Source organism: Prochlorococcus sp. MIT2304, from assembly GCF_059772405.1.
The window spans coordinates 1,255,868-1,273,074 of the sequence record NZ_CM186286.1 but is presented as its reverse complement, the minus strand read 5'-3'; the positions used below and the strand labels follow the sequence as shown (position 1 = coordinate 1,273,074).

17 protein-coding genes and 1 tRNA gene are annotated in these 17,207 nt (G+C 36.4%); 7 read left to right on the top strand and 11 right to left on the bottom strand.

Annotated elements, in window-relative coordinates:
* Nucleotides 1-67: 67 nt before the first annotated feature.
* Nucleotides 68-877, top strand: a complete 810-nt coding sequence (locus AC6EIY_RS07435) for a CbiX/SirB N-terminal domain-containing protein (RefSeq protein WP_498506307.1) — start codon at nt 68-70, stop codon at nt 875-877.
* Nucleotides 874-1,659 (top strand): uroporphyrinogen-III C-methyltransferase, encoded by a 786-nt coding sequence (gene cobA / locus AC6EIY_RS07430; RefSeq protein ID WP_498506306.1) that lies wholly within the window; start codon nt 874-876, stop codon nt 1,657-1,659. The genes AC6EIY_RS07435 and cobA overlap by 4 nt, the downstream gene beginning before the upstream one ends.
* On the opposite strand, the gene AC6EIY_RS07425 is transcribed toward cobA, so the two are convergent.
* The 7 genes from AC6EIY_RS07425 to gcvT form a co-directional block, all read right to left on the bottom strand.
* Entirely contained in the window at nt 1,660-2,508 is an 849-nt protein-coding gene (locus tag AC6EIY_RS07425; RefSeq protein WP_498506305.1) for an aminotransferase class IV, read from the bottom strand. It lies immediately after the preceding gene.
* Nucleotides 2,505-3,845, bottom strand: coding sequence for an anthranilate synthase component I family protein (locus AC6EIY_RS07420; protein ID WP_498506304.1), 1,341 nt, complete (start codon nt 3,843-3,845; stop codon nt 2,505-2,507). Before AC6EIY_RS07420 ends, AC6EIY_RS07425 begins: the two co-directional genes overlap by 4 nt.
* The gene (gene queC, locus AC6EIY_RS07415; protein WP_498506303.1) at nt 3,842-4,522 is read right to left on the bottom strand and encodes a 7-cyano-7-deazaguanine synthase QueC; all 681 of its coding nucleotides are present in this window, start codon (nt 4,520-4,522) and stop codon (nt 3,842-3,844) included. The genes AC6EIY_RS07420 and queC overlap by 4 nt, the downstream gene beginning before the upstream one ends.
* A gap of 46 nt (nt 4,523-4,568) precedes the next feature.
* Nucleotides 4,569-5,210 carry a 7-carboxy-7-deazaguanine synthase QueE gene (locus AC6EIY_RS07410; RefSeq protein ID WP_498506302.1) on the bottom strand — a complete coding sequence of 214 codons (642 nt, stop codon included), beginning with the start codon at nt 5,208-5,210 and terminating at the stop codon, nt 4,569-4,571.
* A complete protein-coding gene (pyrG, locus tag AC6EIY_RS07405; RefSeq protein WP_498506301.1) occupies nt 5,211-6,878 on the bottom strand; it encodes a CTP synthase in 1,668 nt (555 codons plus the stop codon).
* 103 nt (nt 6,879-6,981) lie between these two features.
* Nucleotides 6,982-8,802, bottom strand: coding sequence for an aspartate--tRNA ligase (aspS, locus tag AC6EIY_RS07400; protein ID WP_498508183.1), 1,821 nt, complete (start codon nt 8,800-8,802; stop codon nt 6,982-6,984).
* 74 nt (nt 8,803-8,876) lie between these two features.
* Complete coding sequence (gene gcvT, locus AC6EIY_RS07395) at nt 8,877-9,995, bottom strand: glycine cleavage system aminomethyltransferase GcvT (protein ID WP_498506300.1); 1,119 nt, start codon at nt 9,993-9,995, stop codon at nt 8,877-8,879.
* 130 nt (nt 9,996-10,125) lie between these two features.
* Between gcvT and AC6EIY_RS07390 the strand changes: the two genes are divergently transcribed.
* Nucleotides 10,126-10,341 (top strand): metal-binding protein, encoded by a 216-nt coding sequence (locus AC6EIY_RS07390; protein ID WP_498506299.1) that lies wholly within the window; start codon nt 10,126-10,128, stop codon nt 10,339-10,341.
* Between the two features lie 19 nt (nt 10,342-10,360).
* Here AC6EIY_RS07390 and speB read toward each other — a convergent pair whose 3' ends face one another.
* Genes speB through mazG form a run of 3 tightly spaced genes read right to left on the bottom strand, consistent with a single transcriptional unit; the run spans nt 10,361 to nt 12,946 of the window.
* The gene (speB, locus tag AC6EIY_RS07385) at nt 10,361-11,260 is read right to left on the bottom strand and encodes an agmatinase (protein WP_498506298.1); all 900 of its coding nucleotides are present in this window, start codon (nt 11,258-11,260) and stop codon (nt 10,361-10,363) included.
* Entirely contained in the window at nt 11,257-12,123 is an 867-nt protein-coding gene (gene speE / locus AC6EIY_RS07380; RefSeq protein WP_498506297.1) for a polyamine aminopropyltransferase, read from the bottom strand. Before speE ends, speB begins: the two co-directional genes overlap by 4 nt.
* A gap of 10 nt (nt 12,124-12,133) precedes the next feature.
* Nucleotides 12,134-12,946 carry a nucleoside triphosphate pyrophosphohydrolase gene (gene mazG / locus AC6EIY_RS07375; RefSeq protein ID WP_498508181.1) on the bottom strand — a complete coding sequence of 271 codons (813 nt, stop codon included), beginning with the start codon at nt 12,944-12,946 and terminating at the stop codon, nt 12,134-12,136.
* A gap of 141 nt (nt 12,947-13,087) precedes the next feature.
* Here mazG and AC6EIY_RS07370 point away from each other — a divergent pair.
* Together AC6EIY_RS07370 and AC6EIY_RS07365 are read left to right on the top strand one after the other, a co-directional pair.
* Nucleotides 13,088-13,159: transfer RNA gene (locus tag AC6EIY_RS07370), tRNA-Val, on the top strand.
* Nucleotides 13,160-13,179: 20 nt separating this feature from the next.
* Entirely contained in the window at nt 13,180-13,530 is a 351-nt protein-coding gene (locus AC6EIY_RS07365; protein WP_498506296.1) for an AIR synthase, read from the top strand.
* 28 nt (nt 13,531-13,558) lie between these two features.
* Here the strand turns inward: AC6EIY_RS07365 and AC6EIY_RS07360 are convergent, their stop codons facing one another.
* The gene (locus AC6EIY_RS07360; RefSeq protein WP_158467456.1) at nt 13,559-13,810 is read right to left on the bottom strand and encodes a hypothetical protein; all 252 of its coding nucleotides are present in this window, start codon (nt 13,808-13,810) and stop codon (nt 13,559-13,561) included.
* Nucleotides 13,811-13,873: 63 nt separating this feature from the next.
* Here AC6EIY_RS07360 and AC6EIY_RS07355 point away from each other — a divergent pair, with 63 nt between their 5' ends.
* Both AC6EIY_RS07355 and AC6EIY_RS07350 read left to right on the top strand, forming a co-directional pair.
* Nucleotides 13,874-14,329 carry a protein phosphatase gene (locus AC6EIY_RS07355; protein ID WP_498508179.1) on the top strand — a complete coding sequence of 152 codons (456 nt, stop codon included), beginning with the start codon at nt 13,874-13,876 and terminating at the stop codon, nt 14,327-14,329.
* 73 nt (nt 14,330-14,402) lie between these two features.
* Nucleotides 14,403-17,204, top strand: a complete 2,802-nt coding sequence (locus tag AC6EIY_RS07350) for a valine--tRNA ligase (RefSeq protein WP_498506295.1) — start codon at nt 14,403-14,405, stop codon at nt 17,202-17,204.
* Nucleotides 17,205-17,207: the final 3 nt, after the last annotated feature.

Here is a 17,207-nt window from a genome sequence, read left to right as displayed (position 1 = left end):
GTTCAATGCTCCTAATTGTTTGATTTTTGAGCATTTTCCATACTTCTTGCACTGCAAATAGGTCTCGATGAAAAGTACTTTTAAATCTTTTTCTTCTTTGGTTCTTGATAGTATTCCAAAAAGGACTCTCTCCTCAAATGAAACTATTAGTTCTGAAGCTAAGGTTTGTCATGATTTGGCTTTTGATGAGTTAACTGGAATTAGTAATACACATACAGGTATTAGTGAAGGGTTGTCTTTGTTACCGAACAGAACTGATCTGAAGACTCATCATCACTTACATTTACTTGTGCATGGCTCAAAAGGTGGGGAAATTCATTCATCTCTCATTTCCATAATAGAACAATTAAAAAGATATAAGAATAGATCTGTCTCTATAGAGGCTTTGACTCAAGAAGTTCCACCTCAAGTTGAGATTGGTAAAAAATCAATGTTATTGGTTCCTCTGTTTTTGTTACCTGGCACTCATGTCTGTAATGATGTTCCAAAAATATTCAAACGTTTTCAGGACGATGGTAAAAATATTAAATTGTTTCCTTTTTTAGGTTCTTTTCACCCATGGCTATCATTAATAGGTGATTGGATAAATAATCATAGTTCTTATGATAAACCTGCATTGATTCATCATCCTGTTTCTTTAGAGACCTCTAGTGTTTTCGTTAAATCATTGGAAAATGTCTTAGACATACCATTATATTCATGGACCAGATGGAACCAAGATATTTTGTATGGTGAAAAGAACTATTTTCCTATTCCTTATTTTTTAACCCCAAATAAAAATGTTGAAATTGATAGTAAAGGGAAACAGCTCAAATCTTTGCTTGAAATTGAAATGATTCATCGAGGTCTTATAAATATCTTAGGAAACTTGCCATGACCACAGAGCAGCTTGGTACTGTTTATCTAGTGGGAGCAGGGCCTGGCGACCCTGATTTGTTAACAGTTAAAGCACAAAGATTAATTAGGCAATGTGATGCTCTTGTATACGACTCTTTAGTTCCAGTTGAGTTGCTTAACTTGGTATCTGCAAAGTGCCAACTTCACTCAGTTGGTAAAAGACGTGGTCACCATTCAGTTCCTCAAAGAAAAACGAATGATATCCTTTTTGATTTAGCTAAGAGTTGTTCTTGCATAGTCCGATTAAAAGGAGGTGATCCATTCTTATTCGGTAGAGGTGCGGAAGAAGCTGCCTATCTTGCTAAAAAAGGTGTGCCAGTTCAGGTTGTACCCGGAGTTACATCTGGCATCGCTGCTCCAGCTTATTTAGGTATACCTATTACTCATAGGCTTGCTGGATCTTCAGTAACTTTTGTGACTGGACATGAAGGAATTGATAAAAAGCGTCCAGCAGTTGATTGGCGCTCTCTAGCTCAATCCAGTGATGGATTAGTCATATATATGGGTGTTTATAATTTAAAGTTTATCTCTACAGAGTTAATTGCTGGGGGAATGAATCCAACCACACCTGCAGCAGTGATTCAGCAGGGAACTGTTGTTGGACAACGCTTTATAAAATCATCATTAGAGACTCTTTTTGATCGAGTAGAAGCCGAAAATTTCATCTCTCCCTCTATCGTTGTAATAGGGTCTGTTGTTAATTTCCAAGTAGAGGCTTGTTCTCCTCCACCCGCTGATGTTACGTTCCCAATTCCAATCTAGTTAAAAGTGACAATTACTCTCTGTAGATTTCAATAGGTTTAGCCAAAAGTCTTTAGGGTTTGTTTTGACCCTCAACTTTTTTTTATTTATCTGTTTGATTGGCCGACAACTCAAACTATTAATTAAGAACCATTCATCATTATCTTGAGGTGTGGCCTCAATGATGTTTTCTTTTATTATATTTAAATCAATTCCTCGTTGACGCATTATGCCAGGTAGACAACCACTATTAGATGGTGGGGTCAACCAACGATTTCCTCTTTTTACAAATATATTTGCTGTAGTGGAGCAACATATTTCACCTTGACTATTTAATAATATTGCATCATTAAAGCCTGCATTTTTCGCTTCTAAGCGTGCTTGAATTCCTTGGCTATAAGAAAATGTTTTACAATAACTTAAACGGCTAAAAGAATTCCTTCTTTCAGTTTGACTAATCATAGTAGATATAGATTCAAAATTTGGTCGATAAGAATCTATCTCTAACCAAAAACTATGATGGCTTGTTTGACTTATATCAATTCCACGTTGTTTAGATTCTCCTCTAGTCCAATTAATACGAATCACTCCATTTATATTATTTAATTGTGCTCGATTAATTCCATCTTCAATGAGTGAAATCAACCATTCTTTGGATGGTGGTGAATTCATTTCTAAGATACTTGCACTTTTTTCCCATCTATTTAAATGCTGATCTAGAAGCTGTGGCTCTCCATTCAAAATTAAAATTGTTTCAAATATACCATCCGCAAAGTTCAGTCCTCGATCATTAATTGGGACTTTTAAATCATTGAAGATTCCCCAGTGACCATTAATCCAGCCTAATTTTTTGCTTTTATTGTTAATCATGTTAATGCTTTTAAAAGTGGCATTAATTTCCAATTCATTTCCTCAGCTTCTTTTTTGCTATCTGAATCTGCAACGATTCCACATCCAGCATGGGCAGTGATAGAGGATTCTTTAACCATTAAAGATCGAATAAGAATATTGCTGTCAAAGACTCCATCCCAATTGATATTTAGTATTGACCCACAATAAGGACCTCTTGCTGTTGGCTCAAGTTCATACAATCTTTTACATGCTCTAAGCTTGGGTGCTCCTGTTATTGAGCCACCTGGCCAGCAGGCTTCCAATAAGTCTACCCAAGTTTTATTTGTCATGAGCTTGCCTTTCACAACTGAAGTTAGATGATGAACTTGAGAATAGCTCTCTAAAACAAGTAGATGAGGGACTTTGATTGAGCCAGGTTGGCATACTCTTCCAAGATCATTTCTTAGTAGATCTACAATCATTACGTTCTCAGCATGATCTTTTGAGCTACAAATAAGCTCTGCTGCCCAATCTGCATCTTTTTCTGGATCTTTATCTCTGGGTCTAGTCCCTTTGATTGGTCTTGTTTCCACCTCACCACTGGGTAAAGCTTTTAGAAATCGTTCTGGGGAAGTTGATATAATAGCTTCTCCTTTTGCTAATTGATCTCCGATAATTACTCCTGCAAATGGAGAAGGAGAGCATTCTTTTAGTTTTGAATATACGTCAATTGGACGCATGGATTTTGGTAATGGGGCTTGGCAAGAGGTGGTTAGATTGGCTTGAAAAATATCACCGTTAGCAATCCATTTTTTGATCTGATCAACTCTTTCAGAATATTCTTGACTTGTTAATTTCCATTCCCAGGATCCTAGTGGGATACGATGCCTGCTTTCTTTTTTTTTTGTAGTTTCAGTGTCTATTTTGGAATGCTTTTGATGAAAAGTACTGTTTAGAAAATTTTTCATTATTGATAGGCGTTTTTGATCTTGGCCTTCTAGCCATAGCTCTTGCTTTTGTAGATCAAATTTTAATATAGGGTCATGAGAGGCTATCCACAAAGTTGCCATAGAACTTGTTTTCCATGGATTTTGTGGTTCTGTCCATGTTGCAGCTTCATAACTCAGCCAACCAGTCCAATGCCCTGGCGGTAATTCGCGTAAAATTTTAAATGGATTTGAATTCTTTTTTGAAATTTCTAATTCTCTAGAACAAAATTGCTTTAAAGGATTAATTCCTAAGGTAACCCATCGACCTAAATCACTCCCATCACCATCAAGCCATATAAATCCCGCCTCTCCCCATTCTTGAATCAATTTTTGAGCTACTAGCTCAGGTGATTCCCACTGACATAGTTGTCGTTTAATGTTATTCACAAGATATCTTGACTACATAGATCTGCCCGACCTATTTCTTTTAATGCTTTATCTCTAATACGACAACTATCACACTTGCCACACGGATGAGTTTTACCTTTATAGCAACTCCATGTTTTTTCTATAGGAATTTGTAAGCGTAATGCCTCTTTAAAGATTGTTGTTTTTTCCCAATTTAATAGTGGAGCCCACAGTTTTATACCTTTCCCCTCGCGCCCTACTTTGCTGGATAAGTTAGCTAATTCTTGATATGCCTCTAAATAATCCGGTCTACAATCTGGATATCCAGAATAATCCATTGCATTGATGCCTAATGCTATTCGATTTGCACCACGAGCCTCTGCAAGACTTAACCCAATAGAAATAAAGATTGTGTTTCTACCTGGAACGTAAGTGTTAGGAATGGTATTTTTTTGTATGCCTTTAGTTGGTATTTTTTGTGACGTGTCGGTTAAGGAGGACCCACCCCAAGAAGATAAATCAATCTTGATTGTTATGTGATCTTCAAGATTTAAATCTTTTGCTAAATCTGCTGCTGCTTGTAATTCTTTCAAATGTCGTTGGCCATAATCAAATGATAAACCAATTACTTTTTGCCCAGCTTCCATAGCGATACAAGCAGCTGTAGCCGAATCAATTCCTCCGGAAAGTAATGCAATTGTAGTCTGTTTAATCATTATTTTTTCTAAATCTAATGAAGCAAAATCTCATTTATCTAGATGGTTAAAGTACACCTAGCCATTTGTGAGTTTGCATACTTAATCTCCAATCAGGATTATTTTTTACAAATTTTATCGCGAGTGTTTGCCCTTCTTCATGGTCCCATCCAGCTTGCAAAAATAATTGAGGTTTAATGTTTCCATTGTTTTTTATTAAATTATTCATTTTTTTAGCAAAAAGTAAATCATCAGCGTTATGTATTACAATTTTTAATTCTTGGCAAGATAAGAGAATATCAAGGCGTGGAGGAGAATGTCGTTTAGGAGATAATGTTATCCAATCTGGGTTGCCACTTAATCTATCTACGCCACTGGTTTCGAGATGAATGGGAATAGATTTTTTTTCTAGGTTGAGTGTAGACTTCCTAATTTCTCTGCATAGATGATCTAAATTATGATGTAATGGCTCACCTCCAGTGATTACAACAAAAGCTGCACCTTCTTTTTGGGCTTTAGCTGTGTTAATTGATAAATCTATCAAACTTTTTTGTGGATGAAGTTCGGAATTCCATGAATGTTTCGTATCACACCAAGGACATCCAACTTTACAACTAGCTAATCTAATGAAGTAAGCGCTTCTACCAGCATGTTCTCCTTCTCCTTGTAGAGAATGAAAACATTCCACTACTGGTAGAGATGGTTTCATTTATTGCTGTTCTAGAGATTTTTTTTCAATAATTTTGGATTGTGGATTGAATGCCTCATTTGGTGAGGATGGTACGCGTAATTGTGCAGCTTGAATCAACCCACTAAATAAAGGGTGTGGTTTCCCTGGCCTAGAGAGAAATTCTGGATGATATTGACATGCAATAAAAAAAGGATGATATTTTAATTCTATTAGTTCTACCAACCGACCATCAGGTGAAGTACCACTAATTACATAACCAGATTCCATTAGGAGGGTTCTGTACGAATTATTGAACTCATAACGATGTCTATGCCTTTCGTAAACAACTTCTTCGCTATATAAACTTTGCCCTGTTGTGTTGGTTTGAAGTCTACAAGGATACACTCCTAATCTCATTGTTCCTCCTAGATCAACTACGTCTTGTTGTTCTGGCAGTAAGTGAATAACAGGGTGTTTTGAATTTGGATTTAGTTCGGCACTAGATGCATCTTCTAACCCAGCTAAATTGCGAGCCCACTCAATGACAGCACATTGCATACCTAAACAAAGACCAAGAAAAGGAACCCTTTGCTCCCTTGCCCATCTGATAGCAGCTATTTTCCCATTTACGCCTCGGTTACCAAAACCTCCAGGAACGACAATTGCGTCCATTCCTTGAAGTAGTTTTTCTGCTCCCTCTGATTCGATGTTCTCCGCATTGATCCAGTGAAGATCTAAAGATGCATCTTGCGAGATACATGCATGACGTAATGCTTCAACTACTGATAAGTAGGCATCATTTAATTGTACATATTTGCCAACTAATGCGACTTTGACAGAAGGACCTGGATTGCGCAATTTATGGACTAATTGTTCCCAGTCTTTTAAATCACTTTCATGATCATTCAGATCCAAGCAATCTAATACTTCTTTGCAAAGTCCCTCATCTTTGAGAGCTAATGGTACTGAGTAAATACTGTCAGCATCAAGAGATGCTATTACCGCATCAGAGTTAACTCCACAGAAACCCCCTATTTTATTTTTTAAATCATCATTAATAGGCCTATCACTACGACAAACTAAAATATCTGGCTGAATACCTATAGAACGTAATTCTTTGACAGAGTGCTGTGTTGGCTTGGTTTTAATTTCTCCAGAGGTACCGATGTAAGGCAATAATGTGACGTGAACATAAACAACATCGTTTCTTTTTACATCCCCTTTAAATTCTCTTATTGCCTCAAGAAAAGGTAGAGATTCGATATCTCCAACTGTTCCTCCAATTTCTGAAATCACTACATCTGCACCACTATTGTCTGCAACACGTTTAATTCTTTCGCGAATTTCTCGAGTGATGTGGGGGATAACTTGAACTGTTCTTCCCTCATAGTCACCTCGTCTTTCTTTATTAATAACAGCTTGATAAATGGAACCTGTAGTTACACTGTTTAGTCTTGACATTGCAGTGTCTGTAAAGCGCTCATAATGCCCAAGGTCTAAATCAGTTTCAGCACCATCTTCAGTTACAAAAACTTCTCCATGTTGAAATGGGCTCATCGTCCCAGGATCAACATTTAGATATGGGTCAAGCTTCAAAATCGAAACACTGTACCCTTTTGACTTCAGTAGTCTGCCAAGACTTGCGGCAACAATTCCTTTGCCAATGCTTGAAACTACACCACCAGTGACGAAAACAAATTTTGCCATTTACTTTTCAATCATTCTTTAAGCTACCTTGATCCAGCTAAACGCCAAGGAATTTACATATTTTCTCTTTACGATAGTGTTTTTGCTGCTAATTTCTATCAATTTAATCAGGTTCGATCCAAGTCGAGGCTATGTGGAGGTCTTTTAATTGTTTGCTTGCAACCGTTGCAGGGGCTTTAGCCATGGAACAACGAGCTTGTTGTGTTTTTGGGAAGGCAATAGTATCTCTAATTGAATCTTCATTGGCTAAAAGCATAACTATTCTGTCAAGTCCAAATGCAATCCCACCATGTGGAGGAGCACCCATTGAAAGAGCATCAATTAAAAAACCAAATTGCTCTTCTGCCTCATTGCTAGATAGGCCAATTACTTCAAGTACAGTTTTTTGAAGTTCCGAGTTGTGAATTCTTAAAGATCCCCCACCAATCTCTAGTCCATTGAGAACTAGATCATAAGCCTGTGCATTTGACCTGGGTAATTTGTCTTTCCATAAGCTTTTTGATTCACCAATATCCTTAGGCTTAGGAGCGCAAAAAGGATGATGAATGGCTTCCAGACGATTTTCATCAGAATTGAATTCAAACATAGGAAAATCAGTGACCCAAAGAAAATTCCATTGTGTTTTTAATCTGTTGTCGGAAATAATTTTTAGATCTTGAGCTATAAATTGACGAACTCTATCTAGGGTTCTATTAACAATATTTGTGGGTCCTGCACCAAAAAGGATTAAATCACCAGCTTTCGCTTGGGTTTTTGATAGGAGTTCTTTTATCTGTGAGGCAGTTAAATTTTCTTTTATGGCTCCAATAGTATCGACTTCTTCATTCTCTCTAACTCTAATAAAGGCTAGCCCGCCAGCGCCAGCTTTTTGGGCTTCGCTAAAAATATCTCCACCTGGCTTTATTCTTACATTACTAATTAAATTATTCCCTTCCTCAATGGTGATGCATTTGACGCATCCACCAGAAGAAATTGCATTTGAAAAAACTTTAAATCCACTTTTAGAAAATAAATTACTTGTATTAACAAGTTCCATTCCATATCGAGTATCAGGCCTGTCAGTTCCAAACCGATCCATAGCCTCTTGCCAAGTCATTCTTGGAAATGGAGTTGGGAGATCAATTCCTTTAATTTTTTTCCAGATGTTTACAATTAACCTCTCATTTAAATCAATTATTTCTGTTTCCTCCATAAAACTCATTTCAATATCTAATTGCGTAAATTCTGGTTGCCTGTCTGCGCGTAAATCTTCATCACGAAAACAGCGTGCGATTTGGTAATAACGTTCAATGCCACCAACCATCAATAATTGTTTGAATAATTGTGGTGATTGCGGCAATGCAAAAAATTCGCCACCGCATACTCTTGAGGGAACTAAGTAATCTCTTGCTCCTTCAGGAGTTGATCGAGTCAAAATAGGTGTCTCAACTTCTATAAATCCTTCTTTTTCAAGAAAATTTCTAGCCGCTTTGACTGTGTTGTGTCTTAATTGAAGATTTTTATTCATTCTCTCTCTTCTTAGATCCAAAAATCTATGCTTCAGCCTGATTTCTTCTTTAACACTCTCTTCATCATGAATTGAAACTGAGAAAGGCAATGTACTAGTAACATTGTTCAGAATATTTATATTTTCAGCTAAGACCTCTACTTCGCCGGTTGGTATTTTTGTATTAATAGCTTCTTCAGGTCTTGCTCTAACTAATCCATTTATTTGAAGAACAGTCTCATTTTTGAGACTTTCAGCGATGCTAAAAAGATTTTGGCCTTGATCTGGATCTACTGTTATTTGAATTGTTCCAGAGCGGTCTCTTAGATCAATAAAAATTACACCGCCATGATCCCTTCTGCGATCAACCCAACCACATAGTTGAACATTTGCGCCAATTGCGGAAGCTCGTAGTTCTCCACAAGTCTTATTGCGCATGAAATTCTCAATCATCATGAATAATGAGTTTCCCACAAAGAACGGCTTTTATGCACAACACAGTTTCTACTTGCTCAAAAACCTTTTCTATAGAAAGGTCTTTTTACGATTATTGCAGGATGTTTCTTCCCTCTGATTTCTACTTCTAATTTAGTATTTGTTTTCCCAATTTCGCTAGGCACATAAGCAAGAGCTATAGGTTCTTTCAATGTTGGAGACCACGTTCCGCTAGTAACTTGCCCAACGGTTTCGTTGTTGTATAAAACTGGATATCCTTTTCTTGCGATTCCCTTATCCTGCACTTTAATACCAACAAGTTTTTTCCCTGTTCCATTTTCGGCTTGTTTTTCTAGGGCTTTTCTGCCTATGAAATTATGAGGCATTTCTAAATGAACTAACCAACCCAAGCCAGCTTCAAAGGGAGTGGTATCTAAGTTGATATCGTTGCCATATAGATGCATAGAAGCTTCTAATCGAAGTGTATCTCTTGCTCCAAGCCCGCATGGAGTAACCCCCAATGCAATGAGATTCTTCCAGATGGACTGTGCTGTTTCTGGCGATGACAAAAATTCGAAACCTTCCTCACCTGTATATCCAGTTCGTGCGATAAAAATTGAGTCTTTTCCGTTAATTAAATTGGGATTAGAAATAATAGTTTTGTGCCCAAAGCGTGGCAAATCGGATAAAGACTCTTGAAGAATTTCCTCAATTTTATGGATTGATTGTGGACCTTGGAGTGCAATTAATGCACCATCAGGCATGAATTCGGATATTGAGATTTCTTTTGTTGAAAGATTTAAATTTAACCATTCAATGTCTGATTCTTTTCTTGCGGCATTAATAACTAAAAGTATGCTTTCCTCATTTGTGTCTAAAATTCCTTGATCATAAATGATTAGATCGTCTTGAATTCCTCCATTTTCTTTTAAAAAAACTGTATAACACGCTTCTCCAGGTCCTATTCGAAACACGTCTGAAGGAACTAAATTTTGTAATGAACTTTTGATATTTTTACCTTTTACTTGCACAACACCCATATGAGATATGTCGAACATTCCAACATTTTTTCTTACTGCATTGTGTTCTTCTATTAACCCAGAAAAACTAACAGGCATTTCCCAATTTGCAAAAGGGACCATTTTAGCCCCTAATTTTTGGCATTCTTCGTAAAGAGGAGTTTGCAGTAATTTCATTTTTTGCTGAACGTTTAAAGAAATTCACTAGTAAAAACGTGAACCCATAAGAATTTCTAGAACTAAATTTAATGCTTTGTGGCTCGATCCGGAAAGTTTTACTACTCTATGAGTCTTGGGTTAAGACTTGATGACTCTAAAAAGATCTTGTATAAGCTGCAATCAGTGTGTTTCAAGTAATTTTGATTCATTCTCATGGTGCAAACTTAGAAAGATAAAAATACATTCTGAGATATCTTCATTTGTTTCTTGTGGTCATTGGATAAAAAAAGAACCTTATTTCCCAAAGATTTCTGAAAGATCTGTTGATCAACAACTCGATTTTGAAAAGGTATTAGTTGAATGAGAATTAAAATTTAAATTTTTTAGGATGATTTATCCAATAACATAATTAATGAACGTATAACTTTTGCAGCAAGGATACTACTAATACCAGTGTTATCTAATTTGGGAGATAATTCGACTACATCAGCACCAATTAAATTATGAGACTTAATCACATCTATTATTGCTGCAAAATCTCCCCAGAAATAGCCTCCTGGCTCAGGAGTTCCTGTTCCTGGCATTATAGATGGATCAAACCAATCTAAATCAAAAGTTAAATAGATTGGGGTCCCTTCAAAACTTTTTAGAGCCTCTTCTAAAGATTTTCCATTCCCTCCTAAAGTATGATGAATTAATCTTTTAGTATTATTCATTTCATGAAATTCTGATTTTGTTCCACTTCTTATTCCTATTTGAAAAATCTTTTTGCTAGGTAGTATTTCTAAACATCTTTTCATAGTACATGCATGACTATATTTACTACCTAACCATTCATCTCTAAGGTCTGCATGAGCATCTAATTGAATAATAATTAATTCAGGATAATTAGTAATTATTGATTTAATAACTCCACTTGTTATTGAATGTTCTCCACCAATAATAAGCGGCTTTAAATTATTTTTAAGTAATATATCTGTAGCATCTCTTATATAATCAAGTGTTAACTTTGCATCTCCAACGGGAACATCTAGTGAACCTATGTCAGCAAAGTTTATATCCTCTAAATCTAAATTTAATTGCGGACAATATGTTTCAATTCCATAACTATCTTCCCTGACAGCAGAAGGACCAAATCTTGCACCAGGCCTAAAGCAACAAGTCCCATCATAAGGAACTCCTAAAAGCGATACTCTGCATTGATCGATGCCTCTTTGTGCACCCATAAATATTGCACCATCATTATTAAATAGTGATAGATCTTTGAGGTTGTATTTGGTCATGTTTTTGCTAGCTCCCTTTCTATAAATGCAGGGATAGTGTTAAATGCTCCTTGTTGCCATCTCTCACTCCAAATCTGACAATTTTCGGAAATCTCTTCTACGCGACTTTTTCTTGGATGCATATATTTTGGCTTCTCCATAGATGCAAATGTCCAGCTCCACAAACCGCTTGGGTATATGGATACAGATCCATACATTGGATCTGCGTAGTCAAAAATTTCACGAAGAACTTTGACAATATTTATATGAATTTGCTGAAAAGATTCTGGGGATTCACTTTGTGTTGCCAAAACCCCTCCTGGTTTAAGTATTCGTTGGCAATCTTTTAGAAAAGAATTGCTGAATAATTCTTTTGATGGTCCAATAGGATCTGCTCCATCAATAACAATCACATCATATGAATTCTCTTTTGTATGTTTTACCCAATCAATACCATTCTTGATTTGTAAATTTAATCTTGAATCAGACCATGCATTGCTTCCAATAGTTGGCAAATACTTTTGACTTAATTCAATAACTCTTATATCGATTTCAACTAAATCGATAGATTTAACATCTTTATATTTTAAACATTCTCTTGCACTACCCCCATCACCTCCTCCGATAATTAAAATATTATCTATTTGTTTAGAACAACACAAGGCAGGATGAATAAGACATTCGTGATAATACTTTTCAGACTTTTCTGCGGTCATCCAACAATCATCAAGTAATAATGCTTTCCCATATCTTTTGCTTTCATATATGGTAATCTTTTGAAAAGGACTTGACTCTTCTAGTATTACTTTTCCCTGTAGCCCATATCTAACGCCTTGATGATATTCGTCAAGCCACTCTGAACTTGTCTTTAGTTTGTCGTTCATAATTACTATGTTAATGCTTTAGATTGATCTTCGCTAATTCCCAGTATTTTTCTAATTTCTTTTTTGATTGCGAATGTAATTCGCCATCTATATTTTCTTCTATATATGTTAATCGTTCAAGGAACCTTTTATTAGTTTTTGCTAATCCTTCTTCTATAGATACTTTATGCCATCTTGCAATATTGATCAATGTAAATAATACGTCTCCTATTTCAGCTTCAGCCTCGGAAATATTTTCGTTTTTTAATGCATCTTTTAATTCTTCTAATTCTTCATATAATTTATCCCAAATCTGATCACTTTTTTCCCATTCGAATCCGTTTTTTGATGCTTTTTTAGAGATGATTAGTGCTGCTTTTGTTGAAGGTTGAGGTCGTATCTTTACTTTTAATCCGTCACTAATTGGGGTTTTTGAGTTATTTGGTGGTCTCTCTTCATTCTTGATTTTTTCCCATGAGTATTCCACTTCTTTGATACTTACTATTGCTTTTTTTTGAAATACATGTGGGTGCCTGCGAATTAGCTTTTCAGTAATTATGTCAATGATATCTCCCATATCAAATAAGTTTTTTTCTTTTGCTATTTGAGCATGCAAAATTATTTGTAATAAGAGATCTCCAAGCTCCTCCTTTAATTCGTCAGGATTGCCTTCTCGTATTGCGTGAGCAACTTCATAGGCTTCCTCTAAAACATATGGGATCAACGAAAGATGAGTTTGCTTGAGATCCCAAGGACAACCATTAATAGGATCTCTAAGGTCTGAAACTACTTCAAGGAGTTTATTGATTTTTTTGTCTAAATTTAATTGGTTTGTGTTTGTCATTTTTAGTTGTCCTGAGAGAGCTGTAACGAAGCTCATAAAACGATTTTTTTTGAATCGTTGATCTAATTATGATTAATTCTCAACATCAGAGCAGCTTGAGGTATAGAGTAAATGAATTAGTCCTAGGACTAAAAAATGTATGGGCGATTAGCTCAGCGGTAGAGCGCCTGCCTTACAAGCAGGATGTCCCTGGTTCGAACCCTGGATCGCCCATCTAGATTATTTTTCAATTTATGCAAAATGGTCCTGGATTAAAAATTTCAGCAACAGCAGTAGCAGAGTTAAATAGGCAAGCTGCTTTTACCGGAACACCAGGAGTTATGCATATTGATTTACTTGATGATAAGTGTGGAGAGGGATGGAAATTTATAAGAATTAGGCCAGGGAAGAATGATGGTGTTCCCCTCGCTAGAGCTGACGGGATTACTTTGTATGCTCGCCAAGATCAAGTCCAATTTTTTCAAGGTCTAAAGCTGAATTATTTTGGTGATTTAAGTGGAGGTGGATTTCTGATTAGCACGCCAAAAGGGGCAGAAGCTTCTCCATGCGGATCAGGATTTAGAAAACTGCCAAAAGCTCAATAATTTTTTAAAACAATTTATATAATTGGCTCTATTCTTCTGGAAACAAGATCGAAGAAAGTTCATCAGAATCAACTTCATAGACGCGAGCTAAACTTGTCTCAATTGCGCTAGTGACTTCACCAGGTAAGAATCTCATAGCATTCAAAGCATCATCCGATATTTCTTCTGTAAGTAACTTCTCCTTACTATTTAATTTTTCATCGTTGATTACTGCAATTACCCAGCTTTGATATGCGTAGACAAGATCGGAGAACTCAAGTTCAGGGTCGTTCAGATCCATGACAAATAAACAGATAATGAACAATAAACACTAGTTTGGCTGTAGTTGGAGAAAATGTCTTCTATGGAACAAATATCTCGCACGTCTATTCAAGCAAAAGCATTTGAGTTCGCATTGATTGAATTAATTTATAGTAAGCGAGATAGCTTTCAGCCACTATGGAGCGTGGACAGCTGGGTTAAATTTTTAATCTGGTTAAGTTTAAATTGTGGGCTTTCTGGAGACAAAGAAAGCCTGGAATTGTTTGCGAAAGCAATGGGTTCTCCTTTAACAAGTCGAATGAGAAAAATATTTTTTGAACGAGCTTTAGAAGATTTATCAATACATGTGATGGCTGATCCTGCAGAAGCACAAGTTTTGCTAATGCCGATAGCTTTAGATAAGGAGATTAATGATATTCATATAGTTCAAGCCTTAAAGACGATTGGTTTAAGTGAAAAGGTTTCTTTATCTTCGACTAAATGGGAAAGGCATGATTCAATTATTTCGATTCCTTGGAATGTGAAAAGTGACATTTGAATTTAGGAAAAGCAAGAATGATGTAAAACTTTTCTCGGGAATGAGTAAATTAAATTAAACACATTTTTTTTCTGTGATCGAGCGGGCAAAAACGACAAAATTATCTGAAGCCTTAGGGCTTTCTAAAACATATGATCCAGCTGGCACTGAAAATCGCTGGCAGAAAGCTTGGGAAGAAAAAGGAGCTTTTAAAGCTGATCCAGGAGCCTCTGGAGATCCATTCTCCGTAGTTATCCCTCCTCCAAATGTCACAGGAAGTCTGCATATGGGGCATGCATTTAATACTGCTTTAATCGATACAGTTGTCAGGTACAAGAGATTAAAAGGCAATAATGTTCTTTGTCTTCCAGGAACAGACCATGCTTCAATTGCAGTTCAAACTATTCTTGAGAGACAACTTAAGGAAAAAGGTATAAATCGTCGTGATCTTGGTAGAGCGTCCTTTTTGGAAAAAGCTTGGGGGTGGAAAGAAAAAAGTGGTGGAAGAATTGTTGATCAATTAAAGCGTTTGGGATATTCCGTAGACTGGAGCAGAGAGAGATTTACATTGGATCAGGGCCTGAGTAAAGCTGTTTCCGAAGCATTTGTTCGTTTACATGAGAAGGGATTGATATATAGAGGAGAATATTTAGTGAATTGGTGCCCTGCATCAGGTTCGGCTGTGAGTGACTTAGAAGTTGAAATGAAAGAAGTAGATGGACATCTATGGCATTTTCGATATCCGTTAGTTACACCATCTGTATCAAGTGCAAGAAAAATTAGTTATCTAGAGGTGGCGACTACACGTCCTGAGACGATGCTTGGTGATGTTGCAGTTGCTGTGAATCCATCAGATGAAAGATATAAAGATCTTATAGGGGAGAAAGTTACTTTGCCTCTTGTTGGTAGAACTATTCCCGTTATTGGAGACCCTCATGTAGATAAAGATTTTGGAACTGGATGTGTCAAAGTTACTCCAGCTCATGATCCTAATGATTTTGATATCGGCCAAAGACATGACTTACCTCAAATAACAGTCATGACTAAAAAAGGAACTATGAATCATAACGCAGGTCAATTTGAAGGTCTTGATCGTTTTGAGGCTCGTGAAGCTATTGTTGATTCTTTAAAGGAAATTGGTCTTTTAACAAAGATTGAAGCTTATAAACATAGTGTTCCTTTCTCTGATAGGGGGAAAGTACCAGTAGAGCCACTCCTTTCCACTCAGTGGTTTGTCAAAATGGATCCTCTTGCGACTAGTTGTTCTGAATTTTTTCATAAAGGGCAACCTAAATTTATTCCTAATAGATGGTCTAAAGTTTATCGAGATTGGTTAACTGATATAAGAGATTGGTGTATTAGTAGACAATTGTGGTGGGGACATCGCATTCCGGCTTGGTTTGTAATTAGTCAAACAGATAATAAAGTTGTTAATGAAACACCGTACATTGTTGCTCGAACAGAAGATGAAGCGAAGAAATTAGCACGAGAAAAATATGGAGATTCAGTCAAAATTGAGCAAGATGAAGATGTTCTAGATACTTGGTTTTCCAGTGGTTTATGGCCTTTTTCTACATTAGGTTGGCCTGATGAAACACATCCTGATTTTCAACGTTGGTACCCCACAAATACTCTAGTTACTGGCTTTGACATTATTTTCTTTTGGGTAGCAAGAATGACAATGATGGCTGGAGTCTTTACGGAGAAGATGCCATTTTCTGACGTCTATATTCATGGACTTGTTAGAGATGAGCAGAATCGAAAGATGAGTAAAAGTGCAGGAAATGGTATTGATCCTTTATTGCTAATAGAAAAATATGGAACAGATGCTTTGAGGTTTGCTCTTGTTCGTGAAGTTGCAGGTGCGGGACAAGATATACGTCTTGATTTTGATCGTAAAAATCAAACTTCAGCAACGGTTGAGGCCTCTCGAAATTTTGCTAACAAGCTTTGGAATGCAACTAGATTTGCTCTTATCAATCTTGAGGATCAAGATTTTGAAAATTTGGAGAAATATGATTCTTCTCAGTTCCAATTATCAGATAAGTGGATTTTATCAAGACTTGCTCGAGTCAATCGCGAGACTGCTAATCGATATGAAAATTATGCTTTAGGAGAGGCGGCTAAGGGATTGTATGAGTTTGCTTGGAATGATTTTTGTGATTGGTATTTAGAGTTAATTAAACGTCGACTGAATACTTCAAAAAATTTGTCTCCTAATGAATTATTAGATAAAAAAATAGCGAAAAGTATTTTATACAAAGTTTTAAATGATCTTTTGATTATGCTTCATCCTTTAATGCCCCATTTAACAGAGGAACTTTGGCATGGATTAACAGGTATAGCTGAAGATCAATTTATAGCTTTGCAGCTTTGGCCAAAATCAAATGAACACGACTTGAATATTGATTTAGAGAGTTCTTTCTCTGATTTATTTGCATCTATCAGATTAATTCGCAATCTACGAGCAGTTGCTGGGTTGAAACCCTCTCAAAAAGTTCCTGTTATGTTGGTCTCTGGCAAGGAAGTCTTGCAAAACACCCTAAAAATATCAGCCAATGATATTGCTGCTTTGACTAAGGCTAAGGAAGTCCAAATATTCTCTCCAGAGCAAGCAAAATCATTACCTTCTATGAAAGCTTTAGCTGGCGTAAGTGGCGAGCTAGAGGTGGTTCTTCCTATTGAAGGATTGATAGATATAGCTTCTTTACGATCAAGGCTTGAAAAAGATTTAAATAAAGCACAAAAGGAAATAGCAAGTCTCTCTGGACGTCTAGCAAATAAGAATTTTGTTGATAAAGCTCCCAAAGAGGTTGTTGAGGAATGCAGAGCAAATTTAACGGAGTCAGAAGCGCAAGTTCGCCTTGTCAAAGAACGTTTAATGGGATTGGATTGAACT

Bases quoted from the DNA above. Each gene is read 5' to 3' on its own strand.
- AC6EIY_RS07435 (WP_498506307.1), top strand. From the start codon at position 68: ATGAAAAGTACTTTTAAATCTTTTTCTTCTTTGGTTCTTGATAGTATT.
- cobA (WP_498506306.1), top strand. From the start codon at position 874: ATGACCACAGAGCAGCTTGGTACTGTTTATCTAGTGGGAGCAGGGCCT.
- AC6EIY_RS07425 (WP_498506305.1), bottom strand. From the start codon at position 2,508: ATGATTAACAATAAAAGCAAAAAATTAGGCTGGATTAATGGTCACTGG.
- queC (WP_498506303.1), bottom strand. From the start codon at position 4,522: ATGATTAAACAGACTACAATTGCATTACTTTCCGGAGGAATTGATTCG.
- AC6EIY_RS07410 (WP_498506302.1), bottom strand. From the start codon at position 5,210: ATGAAACCATCTCTACCAGTAGTGGAATGTTTTCATTCTCTACAAGGA.
- pyrG (WP_498506301.1), bottom strand. From the start codon at position 6,878: ATGGCAAAATTTGTTTTCGTCACTGGTGGTGTAGTTTCAAGCATTGGC.
- aspS (WP_498508183.1), bottom strand. From the start codon at position 8,802: ATGCGCAATAAGACTTGTGGAGAACTACGAGCTTCCGCAATTGGCGCA.
- gcvT (WP_498506300.1), bottom strand. From the start codon at position 9,995: ATGAAATTACTGCAAACTCCTCTTTACGAAGAATGCCAAAAATTAGGG.
- AC6EIY_RS07390 (WP_498506299.1), top strand. From the start codon at position 10,126: ATGACTCTAAAAAGATCTTGTATAAGCTGCAATCAGTGTGTTTCAAGT.
- speB (WP_498506298.1), bottom strand. From the start codon at position 11,260: ATGACCAAATACAACCTCAAAGATCTATCACTATTTAATAATGATGGT.
- speE (WP_498506297.1), bottom strand. From the start codon at position 12,123: ATGAACGACAAACTAAAGACAAGTTCAGAGTGGCTTGACGAATATCAT.
- mazG (WP_498508181.1), bottom strand. From the start codon at position 12,946: ATGACAAACACAAACCAATTAAATTTAGACAAAAAAATCAATAAACTC.
- AC6EIY_RS07365 (WP_498506296.1), top strand. From the start codon at position 13,180: ATGCAAAATGGTCCTGGATTAAAAATTTCAGCAACAGCAGTAGCAGAG.
- AC6EIY_RS07360 (WP_158467456.1), bottom strand. From the start codon at position 13,810: ATGGATCTGAACGACCCTGAACTTGAGTTCTCCGATCTTGTCTACGCA.
- AC6EIY_RS07355 (WP_498508179.1), top strand. From the start codon at position 13,874: ATGGAACAAATATCTCGCACGTCTATTCAAGCAAAAGCATTTGAGTTC.